The following is an 18,838-nucleotide window of genomic DNA, read 5'->3' as shown; positions in this document are numbered from 1 at the left end:
AGGAATGATATTGTGCTTGAAACAGGCGTGAATTGGGATGACTTTTTATATCCGTATAGGCAAGCTGTTGACGAACTTGTTTTAAAATTTAAAACAATAAGAGATCAAAAGATAACAGTTGGTCAGTATTCAGAAATTGAAGAAGTTCACGGAAGAGTAAAAAAAGTAAAAAGCATACTGGAAAAATTAGAAAAAAATCATTATAATATTAATGATATTTCAACAAAGATAACCGATGTTGCAGGTGTAAGAATAATATGCCAATTTGAAGAAGATATAACAAAGGTTGTCAGTGATATAATGAAAAGGAATGATATGAAGGTGGTTATAAAAAAAGACTACCTTGCAAATCCGAAAGAAAGCGGTTATCGTTCCGTTCATTTAATTATAGAATATCATGTTAATACAGCATTTGGGGTTAAGGATATTCTATGTGAAATACAAATAAGAACTTTAGCTATCAACTTTTGGGCTACCATAGAACATTCCCTTAATTATAAATATGAGGGGGATATACCAAAGGAGCTTTCCAACAGACTGAAAGCAGCAGCAAAAAAAGTTGAAGAGTTAGATAAGGAAATGAGTGCAATACGTGATGAAGTAATGCATGCTCAAAAAGTATTTATGGCAAGTAAAAATGCCACATTAATGACAAGTCAATATATATCCTATCTAAATAAGATGGGGTATTTGGAATTAGGGAATAAATATGTTAAAATATTTAATAAGTTATCTGAAAAAGATGACACCCTACAACTTCTTCTTTTAGAAAAACAACTGGAAGCGGAAGTAAAAAAAATAGTAAAAAAAGAAAACAAAGGAGAACAATAATGGCTTTAATCTCAAGTAAAGAAATTTTACAAAAAGCAAAAGAAGGAAAATATGCAGTAGGTGCTTTCAATGTAAACAACATGGAAATTATCCAAGGTATCGTTGAAGCTGCACAACAAGAAAATGCTCCTGTAATTTTACAAGTATCAGCAGGTGCTAGAAAATATGCAAAATCAGCTTACTTAACATCTTTAGTTGATGCTGCAATCAAAGACACAGGTGTTGATGTTGTATTACATCTTGACCATGGTGATAGCTTTGAAATTTGTAAATCTTGTATTGATGATGGATTCACATCAGTAATGATCGATGCAAGTAAATATGATTTTGACAAAAACGTTGAAATTACAAAACAAGTTGTTGAATACGCTCATGATCATGGCGTAACAGTTGAAGCTGAACTTGGTAAATTAGCAGGTGTTGAAGATGCTGTTAAAGTTGCTGCAAAAGATGCTACTTACACAGATCCTGAAGAAGCTGCTGAATTCGTAGCTAAAACAGGTGTTGACTCTTTAGCAATCGCTATCGGTACTTCTCATGGTGCATACAAATTCAGTGGAGAACCAAGCTTAGACTATGCTAGACTTGAAAAAGTTTGTGAACTTATTCCAAACTTCCCAATCGTACTTCATGGTGCTTCTTCTGTACCTCAAGAATTTGTTGAACTTAACAACAAATATGGTGCAAAAATCCCTGGAGCTCAAGGTGTTCCTGAAGAAATGTTAGCAAAAGCTGCTAAACTTGGTGTTGCTAAAATCAACGTTGATACAGATATCCGTTTAGCAATGACAGCTGCTATCAGAAAAGTATTTGTTGAACAACCAGAAGTATTCGACCCAAGAGGATACTTAGCTCCTGCAAGAACAGCTGTTAAAGATATGGTTGCTCACAAAATGCAAGTATTTGGTTGTGCTGGTAAAGGCTCACTTAAATAGTTTATATGAAAAATTAAATAATAAAAAAAGACCATCTTTAAGATGGTCCTTTTTTTATTTATTAAATGTTTTATTGTAAATTTCTTCTTGTTCCTTAAGGTGAGTTACATATCCAATTGGAATTTCATTATTTGTTGCTTTAATGATTTCTCTTGCGCCTTCTTCGTTAAAAGCTCCGCACAGTTCAATACAGTTTATTCCTTCTTCGTAAAGTTTTTTTGCAATGATACAAGCTTCTTTTAAATTAGAAACTCCAATTATTCTTGCATCTCCATCATGGATGTATGCTGTGTCATTTTTTGAATTAAAATTACCCATTATTAAAAATGCAAATTTCATATTTTGTTATTCCTTTCTTTTTATTACATTAACGGTGCAAATAATCTAAGTAAACTTCTGTATAATCTAAATAAAAACGGAAGTTTTGTTTTTTTGTTGTATCTTTTTGTACTTACTTCAAAAGTTTGAAGCATATCTTTTTTTATTTCTTTTATACTGTTTGTTTTATATAAGTACACACCACACTCAAAATGTAAATAAAGGCTTCTGTAATCCATGTTTGCAGTTCCTACAGTTGCAACTTTATCATCAGATAGGAAGCATTTTCCATGAATAAATCCTGGTGTATAATGATAAACTTTAACTCCGTTTTCAATAAGTTCCGGACAAAATGATTTTGTAAGTTCGAAAGCACTTTTTTTATCGGGTATTCCCGGAATTACGATTCTTACATCTACACCTCTTTTTGCTGCAAGAATTAGCGCAGTGGTCATTTCATTGTCTATAATTAAATATGGCGTGTAGATATAGACATAATCTTTTGCTGCATTTAAAATGTTGATATATATATTTTCTGATAAAATTTCATTGTCAAGAGGGGAGTCGCTGTATGGTTGAACGTAACCTTCATTTTCGTACTCTTTTGCAAAATTGTAATCAGGTTTGAACTTTTCATATTCAAGTTCGTTGTCGGTAGGTCTTAGTCCGTTCCACATTTCAAGAAACATCATTGTAAAACTCCAAACGGCTTCACCTTCAAGTTTAATTGCATTGTCTTTCCAATGACCAAATCTTTCGATTTCATTTATATATTCGTCAGATAAATTTATTCCTCCCGTATATCCGACTTTTCCGTCTATTACCATTATTTTTCTATGGTCACGATTATTCATTACCATAGACAAGAAAGGAACAAATGGATTAAAAGCTATTGTCTTAATGCCTTTCTTTTCAAGTATTCTTTTGTATTTTGCCGGCAATACCGTAACAGAACCTATATCATCATAAATAAATCTTACATCTACACCTTCTTTAACTTTTTGTTCAAGTATATCCAAAATTGAATTCCACATTTTGCCTTCATGAACAATAAAATATTCAATGAAAATATATTTTTTTGCTTTCTTTATTTCAATAAGCATATCTTCAAAAGCTTCTTCACCTAATTTAAAAAAGTTTGTTTTGGTGTTTTTGTAAATAGGATATGGGCCGTAGTTTTCTATATACATAATGTTTCCGGCACCATAAGGATCATCGTTTATTATTTCTTCGATAATTGAAGTATCTTGGTTTAACATTCTTTGTGTAAAAACTTGAGATCTGTTTAATTTTTTTATAAGTTTTCTTGCAGGTTTTTTGTTACCGACAAAGAAGTAAAACATTATACCAAACATTGGGAAAGCCATTATAACTATTGCCCAACCCAGCTTGTATGCAGGGTTTATGTTCCTAGTATTTACATAAGCAACCGCTATAATACTTACAATTAAAAATAATCCGTAAATTTGGTTGGTTACTTCGCTGAATTTTACTACAACGAAAAATAACATGAATACCTGTAATATAAGTAATATGCCGAAAATAACAATTCTGCTAAATAGTTTATCTAAAAATTTCATTTTTTCCCTTCTTTTAATTTCTTTGTATATAATATAACATTACAAACTTTTAAAGTCCATATTTTACATTAATTATATTTTTTATTTAATTTTTAAATAATATGTCAAAAAAACTACACTTTTTGTAACAAGAATGAAGTGTAATTTTTTGTATATGTTAATTAAATTTTATAACAAAACTAAAATTTATATTGTATAAAAATATGTAAATTTATGTAATAAAGTCAATATACCATAAAAGTTACAAAAAGTGTGAATATTGCTAAAAAGGAAATGTGGCTATGGGTAAAATTATTAAAATATTTGTTTCTTTATTTATTATTTTCTTTGTTTTTAGTATTTCTGTTTTTTTAATTAAAAGTTATAAAATTAATTTTACTTTTTACTGTGATGAAATTGTTTTTCCGATAAATATATTTGAAGAAAAATTTGTAAATGAGAATTTTGAATTTGTTATATTGAGTAGGAGAAATAAAGAGGTTGGGGTGGTTCGTTATTTGAAAGAATATGAAAGAGAAGTTGATATTCCAAGTTGTATTTTTTATGACAATAATTATTTTAAAGTAACTAGAGTATGTGAAAATGCCTTTTTAAATAATAAAAATCTAATAAAAGTTAATATTTCAAAAAATATACAATTAATAGAAATAAATGCTTTTAAAGATTGTATAAATTTAGAATATGTTACTTTTTCATCTGAAAGTACTTTGAAAATTATTGAGATGAATGCTTTTTACAATACAAATATTAAAAAGATTTTTCTTCCTAAAACTTTAAAGGTTATATGTACTCAAAGTTTTTGTTCCAGTAATAAATTAAAAGTTTTAAGTTTTGAAAAAGAGAGTGAATTAAAATATATAGGGTATGGAGCTTTTATGGGATGTGATATTAAAAGAAAAGTAAATATGAATACTAAAGTATATGTTTCAAAAAATTCTTTTTATAATGAAAAAAAATTAGAAGAATACGAGCAGAATTTAAAAAGAATGGAGAAAAGAGAAGTAATCAGAAATCATATGAATATTAAAGATAGAAACAGCATTATATATAATTGTGAAAAATTTATTTCTTATATTGAAATTATAAAATCAAATATAATATTTTTATTTAAATAAGTTAAATCTCCTAAATTTTCAGAAAATTATTGACATTATATTAATTGTTATAGTACAATAATTTTTAATATAAATTAAATTATAGGGGAGAAGTAAAATGGCAAAAAAATTATTGGCAATTACGATTTGTTTAGCGTTATTTCTAGGAATTAGCGGTTGTGGTTCTAATGACGGAAGTAATAAAGTATACAAAATCGGCGTTCTTCAGTTAGTTCAACATGATGCTCTTGATAAAGCTAACGAAGGATTTATGAAAGCATTGGAAGATAATGGATTTAAAGATGGTGAAAACATCGAAGTTGATTATCAAAATGCAGCAGGAGATCAATCAAACTGTCAAACTATTTCTGATAGTTTTATAAATGACGGAAAAGATTTGATTTTAGCAATAGGCACTCCTGCAGCTCAAGCTGTTGCAAATAAAACAAAAGATATTCCTATTTTAGTAACAGCGGTTACAGATCCAGCTGATGCGGGACTTGTTAAATCAAATGAAAAACCTGAAACAAATGTATCAGGTACAAGCGATTTAACTCCTGTTGAGGAACAAATTGATTTATTAAAACAAATTGTTCCTGACGCAAAAACAGTTGGAGTTATGTATTGTTCAAACGAATCAAACTCTATATTACAAGCTGGTATTGCAAAAAAAGCTATTGAAGCAAAGGGAATGACATATGTTGAAGGAACAGTATCAAATTCAAATGAAATTCAACAAGTTGCATCTTCTTTGGTAGATAAAGCTGATGTGCTTTATGTTCCTACTGATAATATGGTTTCTGCAGGTATAGCCACAGTAGCTATGGTTGCAAATGAAAAAAATGTTCCTATTATTTGTGGTGAATCAGGTATGCTTGAAGGTGGTGCTTTAGCAACATATGGTATTGATTACTATAATCTTGGATACAAAACAGGTCTTCAAGCCGTTAAAATCTTAAAAGGTGAAGCGAAAGTTGAAGATATGCCTATTGAATATTTAGCAGAAGAAGATTTGGAAATGGCTGTAAATGAAGAAGCTGCCAAAACTCTTGGTATAACAATACCTGATAGTATTATGAGTCAAATAAAAAAATAATATAAATATATAATAATTGTAATTCTTATTTATTTTTTGGAGGGGAAAATAATGTTAAAAAAGATTATTTCAGTATTACTTTGCCTTGGAGTTGTCCTTGGATTTAGTGCTTGCGGTTCAGGCGGTTCTAATGACGAAGTGAAAAAAATCGGAGTTATTCAATTAATACAACATGAATCTTTGGACTCTGCTTATGAAGGTTTCGTTGCAGCACTTAAGGATAACGGATATGAAGATGGAAAAAATATTGAACTTGATTTCCAAAATGCAGCAGGGGATCAATCAAACTGTCAAACAATTTCAGATGGATTTGTAAATGACAATAAAGATTTGATTTTAGCAATCGGAACACCTGCAGCTCAAGCAGCAGCAAGCAAAACAAGTGATATTCCTATTTTAGTAACAGCAGTTACAGATCCTGCAGATGCGGGACTTGTTAAATCAAACGAAAAACCTGAAACAAACGTATCAGGTACAAGTGATATGACACCTGTTAAAGATCAACTTGAAGTATTAAAGGAATTTTGTCCTGAAGCAAAAACAGTAGGACTTTTATATTCTTCAAATGAAGCGAACTCAGTTTTACAAGCAAAGATAGCTAAAGAAGAAGCAGAAAAACTTGGTCTTACTTTAGTTGAAGCAACTGTTTCAAGCTCAAATGAAATTCAACAAGTTGTTTCTTCTGTAATTGATAAAGTTGATGCAATTTACATACCTACAGACAACACATTTGCAGCAGGTATGGCTACAGTTGCTCTTGTAACAAATGAAGCAAAAGTTCCAGTATTCTGTGGAGCACAAGCAATGGCAACAGACGGTGGTCTTGCTTGTTATGGTATTGACTATTATGATCTTGGATACAAAACAGGTCTTCAAGCCGTAAAAGTTCTAAAAGGAGAAGCAGATGTTTCTACTATGCCTATTGAATACTTAAGCGGGGATGATTTAAAACTTGTTGTTAATAACGATACATTAAAAACATTAAATATGGAAATTCCTTCAAGTTTAGAAGATAAACTGGTAAAATAAAAAAAAATTAAAGAGGTATTTATATACCTCTTTTTTTATTTATAAATATTTATTTTTTTGATTTAATATACATCATAGAAATATTATTTTTATATTGAAAAGTTAATAAAATAATAGTAAAATAAAATAATAGTGAAAATTGAGAAAATTTCATTTTTTTTAAATATTAAATTATACAAATTTCAGGGGGTATAATATGGAACTTCTTACAGGTATACTTAAAAACCTGCCGGATGCCATAAGCTTAGGTATTTTGTGGGGTGTAATGTGTCTTGGAGTATACATTACATTCAAAATTTTGGATATAGCAGATATGACAGTTGACGGAACTTTTGCTCTTGGAGGATGTGTTACAGCAACTCTTGTTGTTAACGGCATTAATCCTATTTTAAGTTTAATAGTTGCTACTATTGCCGGTATGCTTGCCGGATGTGTAACAGGATTTTTACATACTAAACTTAAAATTCCTGCAATTCTTTCTGGTATCTTGTCTATGCTTGCACTTTATTCAATTAACTTAAAAGTTTTGGCAGGTAAATCAAACTTAGCAATGCCACAACTTGGAGGAGGAAATGTTAAAACAGTAATAGACTATGTTTGTGATTTAACAGGACTTTCAAGTTCAAATGCAACATTATTATTCGGACTAGTTATTGTAATTTTAGCAATGGTTATTTTATACTGGTTCTTTGGAACAGAAATAGGATGCGCCATAAGAGCTACTGGAAATAATGGGGATATGGTAAGAGCTCTTGGTGTTAATACAGACACAATGAAAATTATCGGTCTTATTATTTCAAATGGTCTTGTTTCATTGTCAGGTGCAATGGTTGCACAATCTCAAAGATATGGTGATGTAGGTATGGGAACAGGTACAATCGTAATTGGTCTTGCATCTATTATTATCGGAGAAGTAATCTTAAATAAGGCTATATCATTTAAAACAAAGCTTATAAGTGTAGTTCTTGGTAGTATCATATACAGAGTAATAATTGCAGTTGTTTTAAGACTTGGTATGAATCCAAACGATTTAAAATTATTAACAGCAATAATAGTTGCTCTTGCATTATCTCTTCCTATAATTAAAGGAAAGATAAACGAAAAGAAAAAAATAAAATTAAACAAAGAAATGAATGGCGGGGAGGTGTAGAAAATGCTTAAACTTCAAAATATAAATAAGACATTCAATGAAGGTACTATAAATGAAAAGAAAGCATTAATAGATATAAACTTACATCTATACCCTCAAGATTTTGTTACGGTTATTGGTGGTAATGGTGCCGGTAAATCAACAATGTTAAATATGATAGCAGGTGTTTATCCTGTTGACAGCGGTAAGATTACATTAGCTGACCACTTGATTACAACTCTTGATGAACATAAAAGAGCAAGATGGATAGGCAGAGTTTTCCAAGATCCTATGAGAGGTACTGCCGCAGATATGATGATTGAAGAAAATCTTGCTATGGCATATAGAAGAGGAGATAAAAGAGGTCTAGGCTGGGGAATTAAAAACGAAGAAAGAGATGAATATAGAGAACTTCTAAAAACTCTTGATTTAGGACTTGAAGACAGATTAAGCGATAAAGTAGGTTTACTATCAGGTGGACAAAGACAAGCATTAACTTTATTAATGGCAACACTTAAAAAACCTGAACTTCTTCTTCTTGATGAACATACAGCTGCTCTTGACCCTAAAACAGCAGCAAAAGTTTTAGAGCTTACTCAAAAAATCATAGATAAAGATAATTTAACAGCATTAATGGTAACACATAACATGAGAGATGCTATTAAATATGGAAACAGACTTATTATGATGTATGACGGACATATTATTTATGATGTTAGAGGAGAGGAAAAGAAAAATCTTCAAGTAAAAGATTTACTTGAAAAATTTGAAATGTGTTCCGGCGGTGAGTTTGCAAACGACAGAATGCTTCTTTCTTAATATAGAAAAATAAAAAGAGTGCTTATGCACTCTTTTTATTTTATATTTATGTAAGATTTTGTTTTTAATATAAAGCTATGAATTGATATCATTTATATATATTGTTGATTTCAGTAAAAATATTCTTTTTTAGGTATTAATGTCTTTTACAAATTTGATATGTTTATTAATAACTTAACCTTTAATTTGTTTCCCTGAAAATATTATATGGCTTAACATTACTTGAGGATATATCCATTTTCTTTTATTTTCCGGAACCTATTTCAAAATGATATTTTACTATTCCAATATCCATTTTGGTAAGAATTCCTTTTCCTCTTTTAAATGAAACACTGTTGTCTTCGTTTAAAATAATTTTGAACTTTTGTTGGTTCATTGCGGTAGGGGCAAGTAAGGCGGTATTTACGCCTTCTTTAAACCAGTTTTTTTCTTCTGTTTTTATTTCCGTTACTTCGTCGTATGATTTTGACTTATGTTTTATTCCTTCCGTTTTTCCATATCCTATTGAAATTGCACAGTATATTTTTTCGTTGTTTTTTAATTTACAAGGTGATTTCTTTTTTGAGTATGTCATTGCAACGAAACAGGTATTAAGTCCCATACATTGTGCTTCAAGAGCAATTTTTGCTCCGTAATATCCAAGTTTTTCTTCTGTATTTTCTCCTTTTTTCCCTATTAATAAAATATAGTTGCTTACATTTTCAAATTTTCCGTAATGAGCCATAAAACAGTTAAAAGCATTTGGTTCATTTGTAAAAAATTGTATGTTAAAATCATTTTTTTTGTTACATTCATTTATTATATTTTGAATTTTTTGTATCTTGTTATCTTCTATTTTTTTGTTAAGATAGCTCCTTACTGAATGTCTTTTTTGTGCAGCTTCTTTTAAGTTCATATTACTTCTCCTTTTTATATGTTTTTTTGATATTCCTGATTGTCAATGCTTTTTATGATTAAGGAAATATCGTCTATTAATTTTTTTAATTCTTTCCATTTTGAAGTTTGTGTATTTATATAATAAAAATTCATTGTGCCTTTTTTCTTTAATGAGATAATGCCGGATTCTTTGAGTATTTTCAGATGGTTGGATACGGTAGGTCTTGAAAGATGTGTCTGTTTAGTTATTTCTCCAACTCGCATTCCCGTATTTTCATTTGTGAGCATTGTATTGATTATATTAAGTCTGGTTTCATTTCCCAGTGCTATAAATAGGTTTTGGCATTTGTTTAGGTCATTGGCTATAATTTGTTTTTTTATTATACATTTATTCATAATGACTCCTTTGTTTATAATTTTAAACGGATTATAACATAAAAAACATTGAAATAAGAACATTGGTAAAGAAAATCGAGATGAATATTTTTTGAATGTAAAAAAAGACAGGATAATTCCTGTCTTAAAAGTGGCAATAATTTAAGTAAACTTTGCGACTTAGGTTTGGTAGGATTTCCCGAAAATATACAAAAACGTCGCCTCTTCGCAGATACATTACTCATAGTAGTTGTCGATTGTAAAAGGTTTATTAAATGTTTTCTTCATTGTACAGTCAGGTTATACTTTATGCTTGTGTTTTATTATGGGGATGTGTTAATTGCATTATTGCGGAGGACGCCTTTACAGAAAAGGAGAAAGGTACACTCGGTATGTTTATGGATTGCTCTGTATATTTCATCATAACTGTTTCTAATTATTCCAGGTAGGGCTTATTACGACAAACGCCCATAAAAAATCAAGTTGAATGAGCGTTTGTGTAATATATAATTATTGAGTTTAAAGACCGTTACTTGTTATGTGATTTATCTATATATATCGTGTGAATTATCATTTCATGCTCGTAATAATATATTATCTAAATGAATATCGAATTTTTTGATAAAAGATATTCTGTTTGATTTTTCTGATAAAAAAAGTAACACGACGATACCTCCCGATATCGTCGTATTGATTTTTATAAAAAAAGAGCGGATAACAGCATTTCAAAATTTGCTTGTTATCGGCTCTGCGTCTGTGCGTCCGGCTCTTTGATAACTGATATATTCATCTGATATACGTTAATCAGAATTTCCTGTTTGCATTTCGGACAATATAACGGGAAATTTTTTAGTTCGGTATCGCTTCGTATTTTCAACCTTGTTTTTCCTTGACACATAGGACATATTATCCATTCAGTATTCATTTTAGATGCCCCAATCCATACCGGTCATTTGCAATTTTACCATATGTGGATAAATTTTACCTGTGTTCATAAGGTTTTCCGGTGTACCCTGTTCGGCAACATAACCGTCCGAAAGTACAACCACTTTGTCAGCATTGCTTACTGTACGCATACGGTGTGCGATAACAAGTACGGTTTTATCATTTATAAGCTTTGATAAAGCAGCCTGTATCAAGGTTTCGTTTTCTGCGTCAAGGCTTGCAGTTGCTTCATCAAGTAAAATGATAGGAGAATTTTTGAGAAAAGCACGTGCTATTGAAATACGTTGTCTTTCGCCGCCGGATAATTCGCATCCGTTTTCACCGATCATACTGTTATATCCGTCCGGTAGTTTCATTGCAAATTCTTCACAATTTGCCAGTTTTGCCGCTGCAAGAACTTCCTCATCGGTCGCATCTTTTCTTCCTATTCTGATATTTTCCATTATTGTATTGTTAAACAGAGTCACATCTTGAAATACGATAGAGTATAGTGACAGCAATGTTTCCGGTTCTATTTTGGATATATCCATACCACCAACCGTGATTTTTCCTTTATTGATATCCCAAAAACGTGCGGCAAGGCGTGACACTGTAGTTTTCCCTCCTCCGGACGGTCCGACTAAAGCAGTGACTTCTCCTTGTTTTGCGGTAAAGGATACGTCTTTTAATACTGTTTCTCCCGTATGATATGCGAATCCCACATGGTCAAATACAATGTCATATCCTTTGTTTGATAACCGATTGTTGCCTGTTTGTATAGGTTGATCAAAAATTTCATTCATACGATTTATGTTTGTTTTTGAAGAAATTACCGCAGCAAGATTTTGTAATGCACCTTCAAGGGGAGCATATAATCTTGAAGCTACAAGTAGAAACATAAAAAACAGTGGAATATCGATTTCTCCGCGAATGAGTAACGTAGAACCAACTAGAGCAACCGTCGCAATTCCAAATTTTAATATAAGCGTTGAAGAAACAACAAAAAGAGCAGTTCCGAGTTCTGTTATAATGTGACGTTTTTCTACATGGTCGATTTTTTTATCAAGCTTTCTTAAATAGCTTTTTTCTGCATTGTTTGATTTCAGGTCTTGCAGACTTTCGATACACTCCTGAACTCCGCTTTCAAGAGCAACATTTGCTGCAACGGATTTTTTGTTGAAGTACTCCTGTATGCGAGCTGAAAAAAATGTAATAGCAAATGCAATCGGCAAAACCCAAACTGCAGCAAGAGCCATACGCCAATCATAGATAAAAAGTCCTAGGGAAATCAGTGTTGTTGAAATAAGGGAACCTGCCAAAGCTGGAACGTAATGAGAAAATGTTGTTTCCAGTGTGGCACAGTCGCCCATAATTGAATTTGTCAAATCGGCAAGGTCTTTTTTACCGAAAAACGATAAAGGGATTTTTCGGAGTTGTTCAGCCAAAGATATACGTCTTACACCGCTTTCCACGTAAGTTGCCAAATAGGTGGTGTTATATTGAAACCAAGTTGCAATGAATATAAGGCATAAGCAAACCAACACTCCGATTATATAAAAGACGATGCGGTTTCCGGTTACCCCTCCATTCATAGTATCAATGACAAAATAATAGAGTAGTCCAACTGGAAACATAAACGATAAATCCTGTGCAACACAAGCAATACAACCTTTTATTAAATCAATAGCCCCTTGTCTTGATAACGCAAAGCGTCTTTGAAGTATTTTAATCATGTGTTTACCTCCTTTGCAATTTTCCATTCCGCAGCTTCGGAATAATTCTTCCACATTTTTGCGAATACGCTATTTTTTTCTACCAGCTCACTGTGTGTGCCACTTTCGATGATTTCACCATTTTGCAACACATAAATACAATCGGCTTCTGTGATTGATGATAGTCTGTGTGCAATCATAATAACTGTTTTCCCCTTTGAGAGAGCCGATAAAGCTTGCTGTACCCGTACTTCATTGTCTGGGTCGGCAAATGCGGTGGCTTCGTCAAGAATCAGGATAGGTGCATTTTTCAAAATTGCGCGTGCAATGGCTATTCTTTGATGTTCTCCTCCTGACAAGTATACGCCTTTTGTTCCGACAACCGTATTTATACCATTCGGTAATTTTTCGATAATGTCCATACACTGAGCCGCCTCCAAAGCATGGATGATTTCTTTTCGTGTGGCATCGGGTTTTGCCATGCGTACATTTTCTAATATGGACGCTTTGATAAGATGACTGTTCTGAAAAACAAAAGATACTCTGTTCATTAATGTTTCTTTCGGAATATTGCGTATGTCAATATTTCCTATCAGTATACGTCCTTTTTGAGGGTCAAAAAATCTTGTAACGATATTTGCAAGCGTTGTTTTACCTCCACCAGACGGCCCGACCAATGCTACTACCTGTCCCGGCTTTATGGAAAGTGATATATCGTTGAGCGCATTTTTCTTTCCATCATAACTGTAACTGACGTGTTCCAATGTAATACCATTGTCTTTGGGGATATTATTTATGCGACTTTCAGACAATGGTTGTTCGTTTAACACTTCGTCAATTCTGCCGAAAGCGTCATCCACAATCATTGTATCCTCACTCATAAACATGATTTTTGTAAGTGTTGTGCCAATGACTGGAGTAATCACAATATAGAAAATAAGATTCAGTAACAGTTCATTTGTTACGCCGTTTCCGGTAAATATGATACCTCCGGCAATTAGAAATGCGAATACTCCATTAATTGCTGTTGTATAGAACAGCATAGGCATACGCAAGGATTTTGTGTATGCTATGACCCATGTTTCATAGTTATCTATTGCCTTTTTAAAACGTTTGAAAGAAAAGACCGTCTGTCCGAAAGTCTTTACTACGGGCACCCCCCTTACATATTCAACGGCTTCGTTTGACATATCCGAAAGTGCATTCTGATATTGTTCCATGCGTTTTTCCATTTCTTTTCCTGTCATTTTCATCATAATCAAAAAGCCAAGAACAACAGGAACAAGACTTAAAAGCCCCAATCGCCAGTCAAAAACAAGCAACAAGAAAAGCAATCCTATGGGAGTAGCAATTGCGCCCGCTTTGTCGGGAAGTCTATGTGCAAGGTATGTTTCCGTAGCGGCGCTGGAACTGTTTACAATTCTTCGCAGTTTCCCGCTTCCGTATTTTTCTGTTATTCCAAGCGGTAGGGACGCAATATGATGCATAAGTTCTTTTCGGATATTTGCAGCAATCCTAAACGCGCTTATGTGTGAACACATCAATGCAGTTATGTAGATAACTATGGAAACAATCGCAAACAATACGGCAAACCAACCGTATTCCGTGACATTCGCTGCTTCTGAGAAGTTCGGTGAAACTTCCAGTATGCAGTGAATGATACGCCATATGTACCAAAAAGGTACAAGTGCCAATAATGCGCTTATTACAGACAATACCCAAGAAAGATAAGTTAATATCCTGTATTTTCCGGCATAGTCCATCAATCTTGATAGATTTGACTGTTTTTTCATTATAAAAGTCTCCTTAGAAATTTTTTATGATATAGAATGTTAAATAACCGAATTCGAATATCCTTATTGTGATAATATTATTTTACGAGTTAGTCATTGCTAACTTAAGTGCCAAATATAATGGAAAGTGTACACTTTCCATTATTAACAATTATAGTTTTATTAAAAATTACAGTTTGGATTGTTCTGACTGCCCCATGATTTTCATCCATCCGGCAGTATAAAAAGCTCTCATTTCTTTCAGATAATGCTTTGCTTCTTTAAGGGGCATTTCATGTATAACCAGCTCGAAAAAAGTATTAAACATTCCTGTAATCAAAATATGCTCTAAACGTTTATCGATTGGAGGTGCAGGTTTCCCTAGCTTTTCAAGAACCGTCAAATAATCATGTGTACCTTTTGTTTCTATTTTTACCATTTCATCGATCAGTTTTGAAAAACGAGTTCCCTCCGAACAACAAAGTATGAGCTTAAATTCATTTAAATGTTCATATATGTACAAAAGCATTTCATACATACATTCTCCGGAAACAGAGCTAAGATTGTCGGGCTGTTTTTCCGGTGGTATTTCTGCAAATTCTTTTTGAGCTTTACAGAAACGATTCAATAAAAAATTGTAATGTTCGCCTACCAAAGCTTCAAATAAATCTTCTTTGCTGTTATAGTAACCATAAAACGCACCCGTTGTTACGCCTGCTGTTTTGACAATATTCCTCAAAGAAGCCGACTTATAACCTTTTTCAAGAAATTCCTGCATTGCCGTTGAAAGAATCAGATTTAGTGTTGTTTGTTTGTTTTCACTCATATTCTCATCCTTGTATAACACTGTTATATATCACTGTTATATTATATGATAAATCAAAATATTTGTCAATAGTTAAAAATTTGTAGATTTTATTCCATGTTTATGGCGTTGGTATTTTTTAACTTTTATCATTATTATTAAAAGTAAGAAATATTTTTATAACATTTCTTTCAATACTTCGGCAAAAACACTTTGTATTGTGTTGCAAGCAGAGAGAAAAAAAGTCAGAAGACTTTGGGAATTTCCTATCTAATAAGCAAAGTACAATACATTTTTAGGGAAAGATATTCTTTTTATACTTGCTAAGAAACTTATTTCATTACAAAGTAAAGAACGAATGGAAAAGCTAATGAAATGAAGTGACAGAAAATAATTGGGGATAGATAAGTAAAGCGATTACCGAACTTAACCGGCGATATTAATGAAGCGATAAGTCATGAAAGATTTTTGTAACTATACGCCGAGTATGAATCGGGGTAAAAGGAATTGACAGAGTCTGCCAATTCTGAACAATACGATGTTTATATTTATGAATAGGGTAGTAGGTATTTTTCCGCTTCTTCAACGTTATTTGTAAGTATATGGAAATGCGGGAATTAACGTCTATTATCATCAATGGGGTTGTAAAAAATCATATTCTATGTATCGGGCAAATTTATAGGGGCTGCAGACAAAAAGTTAAAATTACTTTCTTATGGATACACAAGTGTATAATTTCATTCTTTTTTGTTTATCCTAAAAAATTTGGTATAAAAGATAAAGATTCTTAAGTTTGACGGGTTTTACATATGTATAGGGTTTTTGGAGTGAAGTTCTTATTGTACAATGTGGTTTATGGTAATAAAAAAGACAGGTTAACACCTGTCTTTTTTTAGTGGCAATAACTTAAGTAAACTTTGCGACTTAGGTTTGGTAGGATTTCCCGAAAATATACAAAAACGTCGCCGTAATTGCGGTTTCCCTTTCAATATTTTCCTGCCTCATTGCTGCGGGCAGGACCAAATTACCACTTAGTTCACACTGTAATCCCTAAATTATCTTCTGTTGAAACAGCCTAGGAGCTTTCCTCGGCAGGCTTAAGATGACATAGTTTCTTTTGCAACACAGGTTTCATTGGCAATACTTTCTTATCTTTGAGCTCATATTGATAAAAAGTTGGTTTCCAACTCCCCCTGCATCACTCAAAACAGGCTACGCTATTTCAGTAATAATCACGAGATCCCCCGGATTACCACATCCATAGGTTTCTCCCATAAGAATATTCTTATGAGCCTCCGCGGAAATAGGGTCATCGCCCACATGCCGTTGCAGATCGCCCCATTTCCTTTACTTCCTGAAAGAACCCCTTACTGGGCGTAAGAAGCCCAAACAAGAAACTTCATCGATGTGCCCTTTGACGGATTTTTAGCCCCGCCTTCAATCAAAATAAGTCTGACTAGGATACTGCGCCACTTTATATATTATATCATACCCAAAATATTCTTACAAGATAAGTGATTTTTATAAATAAATATTTTTATAAGGGTTATTCACAACTTGTCCACAGATTGTTTAGAAAATATGTTCTATAAATATTAAAATTATCAAAAAAGTTTAAATTTTAAGCAAATTTGGTTGCCAAGGGTGGTATCAAGTGGTAAAATGAGAACATAAACGGGTATAGAGTGGTAAGAATTATGCTAATAGGAGAATATAATCACACAGTTGACAGTAAAGGAAGAGTTAATGTGCCTGCCAAATTCAGAAATGAACTTGGGGATTCTTTTATTATGTGTAAAGGTCTAGATAAATGTATCTGGGTTTATCCACAGGATGCTTGGGAAGAACTTGCAGCAAAAATCAAAAGCTTACCAACTACCGATAGAAATGCAAGAAGATTTTCAAGATTTATTTTAGGAAGTGCCTGCGAATGTTCCCCTGATAAACAAGGCAGAACAAAAGTTGCACAGGCTCTTATAGAATATGCCGGAATAACTAAGGATATTGTTGTTGTTGGTGTTGAAGATAAAGTTGAAATCTGGGATAAAGCTCAGTGGGATAGTTTCAATGATATGTCTGATGATGATATCAATGATGTAGCTCAAGAAATGTATGAAGCGGGGATAAATATTTAAGATGAAACATATTAGCGTTTTATATAATGAAACCCTTGATATCCTAAATATAAAACCCGATGGTATTTATGTTGACGGAACAATGGGTGGAGCAGGTCATAGTGAAGGAATATGCAAAAGATTATCTGATAAGGGGACATTTATCGGAATTGACAGAGATGATTTTGTTTTTGACAGAGCAAAAGAAAGATTGTCACCTTATAAATGTAAAAAATATTTTGTAAAAGGTAATTTCCACGATGTAAAAAATATTTTACAAGAGCTTGGAATTGATAAGGTTGACGGAATGATGGTTGACCTTGGAGTGTCTTCTTTCCAAATTGATGATGAAAAACGAGGATTTTCTTTTAGGCATGACGGTCCACTTGATATGAGAATGGATAGAACCAGTGATTTTGATGCGAAGATGCTTGTTAATACATATTCCTATGAAGATTTAAAAAGAATCATAAGTGAATATGGTGAAGAACAATTTGCAGGAAATATTGCAAAACATATTATAAAAAGACGTGAAGAGAATCCGATTGAAACAACTTTTGAACTTGTAGAAATAATAAAAGCTGCAATTCCAAAAAAGTTTCACGCAAAAAAACATCCAGCGAAAAAAACTTTTCAGGCTATTAGGATAGAAGTAAATAACGAAATAGATGCACTTAAAAAATCTGTGGAGGATATGATTGATGTTTTAGATAAAGGAGGAAGGCTTGCGGTAATAACCTTTCATTCCTTAGAAGACAGAATCACAAAGAAAGTGTTTAATGATAAAAAGAAGGGTTGCACCTGCCCTAAAGATTTTCCAGTATGTGTATGCGGGAATAAGCCAAAAGTGAAAGTTCTAACGGGTAAACCTATTCTTCCTACAGGTGAAGAGATAGAAAATAACCCACGTTCAAGAAGTGCAAAGCTTAGAGCAATAGAGAAACTTTAAGTAATAATAAGAAAATTTTTCAAATATAATTTAAGGAGCAGCAAATGACAAGAAGAAATAATAATGCGCAGATTAGAAAAAATGTTAATAAAGAAGAAAAGATTTTTACAATTGATACTGTTTTATTTTTGTTTTTAGTTGCTTCGATATGTGTTTCTCTTATCACTTGGCAAAGTTACAGAATAAACAGAACGGATATTGCAATATCTAATCTTGAAAGTGAATTAAAAGAGGTTCAAATGCTAAACGACAGTTTAGAGGGGAAATTGCTGGCAAAAAGAGATTTGAAGGAAGTTCAAAAGATTGCGACAAAAAAATATGGTATGATTAAACCAAGCAGTAGCTCTTTTGTTGCAGTAGATGTAACAGATAAAACTGATTCAATTTCTTCAACAAAGAGTGCAAGTGCTCAAAATACTGAAGACGAAAGTGCTTTCTCTAAACTTTTTAGTAATTTCGTCAGCAACTAATGAAGGTGGT

Annotated in this window: 18 protein-coding genes; 10 read left to right on the top strand and 8 right to left on the bottom strand. The window is 32.4% G+C overall.

Annotated features, from left to right (window positions below; all coding sequences use genetic code 11):
• Nucleotides 1–12 precede the first annotated feature (12 nt).
• Nucleotides 13–831, top strand: a complete 819-nt coding sequence (locus tag M6G78_RS01885; protein WP_138268494.1) for a GTP pyrophosphokinase family protein — start codon at nt 13–15, stop codon at nt 829–831.
• The gene (gene fba / locus M6G78_RS01880; RefSeq protein WP_138268493.1) at nt 831–1,766 is read left to right on the top strand and encodes a class II fructose-1,6-bisphosphate aldolase; all 936 of its coding nucleotides are present in this window, start codon (nt 831–833) and stop codon (nt 1,764–1,766) included. Before M6G78_RS01885 ends, fba begins: the two co-directional genes overlap by 1 nt.
• Before the next feature lie 54 nt (nt 1,767–1,820).
• Here the strand turns inward: fba and M6G78_RS01875 are convergent, their stop codons facing one another.
• On the bottom strand, nt 1,821–2,105 hold the full coding sequence (locus tag M6G78_RS01875) for a DUF6506 family protein (RefSeq protein WP_138268492.1): 285 nt from the start codon (nt 2,103–2,105) through the stop codon (nt 1,821–1,823).
• 23 nt (nt 2,106–2,128) lie between these two features.
• A complete protein-coding gene (gene cls, locus M6G78_RS01870) occupies nt 2,129–3,664 on the bottom strand; it encodes a cardiolipin synthase (RefSeq protein ID WP_253229462.1) in 1,536 nt (511 codons plus the stop codon).
• A gap of 281 nt (nt 3,665–3,945) precedes the next feature.
• Between cls and M6G78_RS01865 the strand changes: the two genes are divergently transcribed.
• The 5 genes from M6G78_RS01865 (at nt 3,946) to M6G78_RS01845 (ending at nt 8,831) form a co-directional block, all read left to right on the top strand.
• Nucleotides 3,946–4,779 (top strand): leucine-rich repeat domain-containing protein, encoded by an 834-nt coding sequence (locus M6G78_RS01865; RefSeq protein ID WP_253229461.1) that lies wholly within the window; start codon nt 3,946–3,948, stop codon nt 4,777–4,779.
• A gap of 97 nt (nt 4,780–4,876) precedes the next feature.
• Nucleotides 4,877–5,854: an ABC transporter substrate-binding protein gene (locus M6G78_RS01860; protein WP_138268488.1), complete on the top strand. Its 978-nt coding sequence runs from the start codon at nt 4,877–4,879 to the stop codon at nt 5,852–5,854.
• A 51-nt stretch (nt 5,855–5,905) separates the two neighbouring features.
• Complete coding sequence (locus tag M6G78_RS01855; RefSeq protein ID WP_253229460.1) at nt 5,906–6,883, top strand: ABC transporter substrate-binding protein; 978 nt, start codon at nt 5,906–5,908, stop codon at nt 6,881–6,883.
• A 196-nt stretch (nt 6,884–7,079) separates the two neighbouring features.
• Entirely contained in the window at nt 7,080–8,033 is a 954-nt protein-coding gene (locus M6G78_RS01850) for an ABC transporter permease (protein WP_253229459.1), read from the top strand.
• A 3-nt stretch (nt 8,034–8,036) separates the two neighbouring features.
• Nucleotides 8,037–8,831 carry an ABC transporter ATP-binding protein gene (locus tag M6G78_RS01845; RefSeq protein ID WP_138268485.1) on the top strand — a complete coding sequence of 265 codons (795 nt, stop codon included), beginning with the start codon at nt 8,037–8,039 and terminating at the stop codon, nt 8,829–8,831.
• A gap of 244 nt (nt 8,832–9,075) precedes the next feature.
• Here the strand turns inward: M6G78_RS01845 and M6G78_RS01840 are convergent, their stop codons facing one another.
• The 6 genes from M6G78_RS01840 to M6G78_RS01815 form a co-directional block, all read right to left on the bottom strand.
• Nucleotides 9,076–9,726 (bottom strand): nitroreductase family protein, encoded by a 651-nt coding sequence (locus M6G78_RS01840; protein WP_253229458.1) that lies wholly within the window; start codon nt 9,724–9,726, stop codon nt 9,076–9,078.
• A 14-nt stretch (nt 9,727–9,740) separates the two neighbouring features.
• A complete protein-coding gene (locus M6G78_RS01835) occupies nt 9,741–10,103 on the bottom strand; it encodes a helix-turn-helix transcriptional regulator (RefSeq protein WP_253229457.1) in 363 nt (120 codons plus the stop codon).
• A 718-nt stretch (nt 10,104–10,821) separates the two neighbouring features.
• Entirely contained in the window at nt 10,822–11,007 is a 186-nt protein-coding gene (locus M6G78_RS01830; RefSeq protein WP_138268483.1) for a cysteine-rich KTR domain-containing protein, read from the bottom strand.
• A 1-nt stretch (nt 11,008) separates the two neighbouring features.
• A complete protein-coding gene (locus M6G78_RS01825) occupies nt 11,009–12,739 on the bottom strand; it encodes an ABC transporter ATP-binding protein (protein ID WP_253229456.1) in 1,731 nt (576 codons plus the stop codon).
• Nucleotides 12,736–14,511 (bottom strand): ABC transporter ATP-binding protein, encoded by a 1,776-nt coding sequence (locus M6G78_RS01820; protein ID WP_253229455.1) that lies wholly within the window; start codon nt 14,509–14,511, stop codon nt 12,736–12,738. Before M6G78_RS01820 ends, M6G78_RS01825 begins: the two co-directional genes overlap by 4 nt.
• A gap of 169 nt (nt 14,512–14,680) precedes the next feature.
• The gene (locus tag M6G78_RS01815; RefSeq protein ID WP_138268480.1) at nt 14,681–15,316 is read right to left on the bottom strand and encodes a TetR/AcrR family transcriptional regulator; all 636 of its coding nucleotides are present in this window, start codon (nt 15,314–15,316) and stop codon (nt 14,681–14,683) included.
• Nucleotides 15,317–16,992: 1,676 nt separating this feature from the next.
• Here M6G78_RS01815 and mraZ point away from each other — a divergent pair.
• Genes mraZ through M6G78_RS01800 form a run of 3 tightly spaced genes read left to right on the top strand, consistent with a single transcriptional unit; the run spans nt 16,993 to nt 18,828 of the window.
• Nucleotides 16,993–17,430: a division/cell wall cluster transcriptional repressor MraZ gene (mraZ, locus tag M6G78_RS01810; RefSeq protein ID WP_253229454.1), complete on the top strand. Its 438-nt coding sequence runs from the start codon at nt 16,993–16,995 to the stop codon at nt 17,428–17,430.
• A 1-nt stretch (nt 17,431) separates the two neighbouring features.
• Complete coding sequence (gene rsmH / locus M6G78_RS01805; RefSeq protein WP_253229453.1) at nt 17,432–18,358, top strand: 16S rRNA (cytosine(1402)-N(4))-methyltransferase RsmH; 927 nt, start codon at nt 17,432–17,434, stop codon at nt 18,356–18,358.
• Nucleotides 18,359–18,402: 44 nt separating this feature from the next.
• Nucleotides 18,403–18,828: a hypothetical protein gene (locus M6G78_RS01800; RefSeq protein WP_253229452.1), complete on the top strand. Its 426-nt coding sequence runs from the start codon at nt 18,403–18,405 to the stop codon at nt 18,826–18,828.
• Nucleotides 18,829–18,838 lie beyond the last annotated feature (10 nt).

Origin of the sequence: Anaerofustis sp. NSJ-163, from assembly GCF_024135845.1 — a bacterium.
In the GTDB taxonomy this organism is placed as follows: domain Bacteria; phylum Bacillota; class Clostridia; order Eubacteriales; family Anaerofustaceae; genus Anaerofustis; species Anaerofustis butyriciformans.
The sequence above is the reverse complement of the archived record's forward strand: the minus strand, read 5'-3'. Positions and strand labels throughout refer to the sequence as shown.

Coding starts and splice junctions, on each gene's coding strand:
- fba (WP_138268493.1), top strand. CDS start 831: ATGGCTTTAATCTCAAGTAAAGAAATTTTACAAAAAGCAAAAGAAGGA.
- M6G78_RS01875 (WP_138268492.1), bottom strand. CDS start 2,105: ATGAAATTTGCATTTTTAATAATGGGTAATTTTAATTCAAAAAATGAC.
- cls (WP_253229462.1), bottom strand. CDS start 3,664: ATGAAATTTTTAGATAAACTATTTAGCAGAATTGTTATTTTCGGCATA.
- M6G78_RS01865 (WP_253229461.1), top strand. CDS start 3,946: ATGGGTAAAATTATTAAAATATTTGTTTCTTTATTTATTATTTTCTTT.
- M6G78_RS01860 (WP_138268488.1), top strand. CDS start 4,877: ATGGCAAAAAAATTATTGGCAATTACGATTTGTTTAGCGTTATTTCTA.
- M6G78_RS01855 (WP_253229460.1), top strand. CDS start 5,906: ATGTTAAAAAAGATTATTTCAGTATTACTTTGCCTTGGAGTTGTCCTT.
- M6G78_RS01850 (WP_253229459.1), top strand. CDS start 7,080: ATGGAACTTCTTACAGGTATACTTAAAAACCTGCCGGATGCCATAAGC.
- M6G78_RS01845 (WP_138268485.1), top strand. CDS start 8,037: ATGCTTAAACTTCAAAATATAAATAAGACATTCAATGAAGGTACTATA.
- M6G78_RS01840 (WP_253229458.1), bottom strand. CDS start 9,726: ATGAACTTAAAAGAAGCTGCACAAAAAAGACATTCAGTAAGGAGCTAT.
- M6G78_RS01835 (WP_253229457.1), bottom strand. CDS start 10,103: ATGAATAAATGTATAATAAAAAAACAAATTATAGCCAATGACCTAAAC.
- M6G78_RS01830 (WP_138268483.1), bottom strand. CDS start 11,007: ATGAATACTGAATGGATAATATGTCCTATGTGTCAAGGAAAAACAAGG.
- M6G78_RS01825 (WP_253229456.1), bottom strand. CDS start 12,739: ATGATTAAAATACTTCAAAGACGCTTTGCGTTATCAAGACAAGGGGCT.
- M6G78_RS01820 (WP_253229455.1), bottom strand. CDS start 14,511: ATGAAAAAACAGTCAAATCTATCAAGATTGATGGACTATGCCGGAAAA.
- M6G78_RS01815 (WP_138268480.1), bottom strand. CDS start 15,316: ATGAGTGAAAACAAACAAACAACACTAAATCTGATTCTTTCAACGGCA.
- mraZ (WP_253229454.1), top strand. CDS start 16,993: ATGCTAATAGGAGAATATAATCACACAGTTGACAGTAAAGGAAGAGTT.
- rsmH (WP_253229453.1), top strand. CDS start 17,432: ATGAAACATATTAGCGTTTTATATAATGAAACCCTTGATATCCTAAAT.
- M6G78_RS01800 (WP_253229452.1), top strand. CDS start 18,403: ATGACAAGAAGAAATAATAATGCGCAGATTAGAAAAAATGTTAATAAA.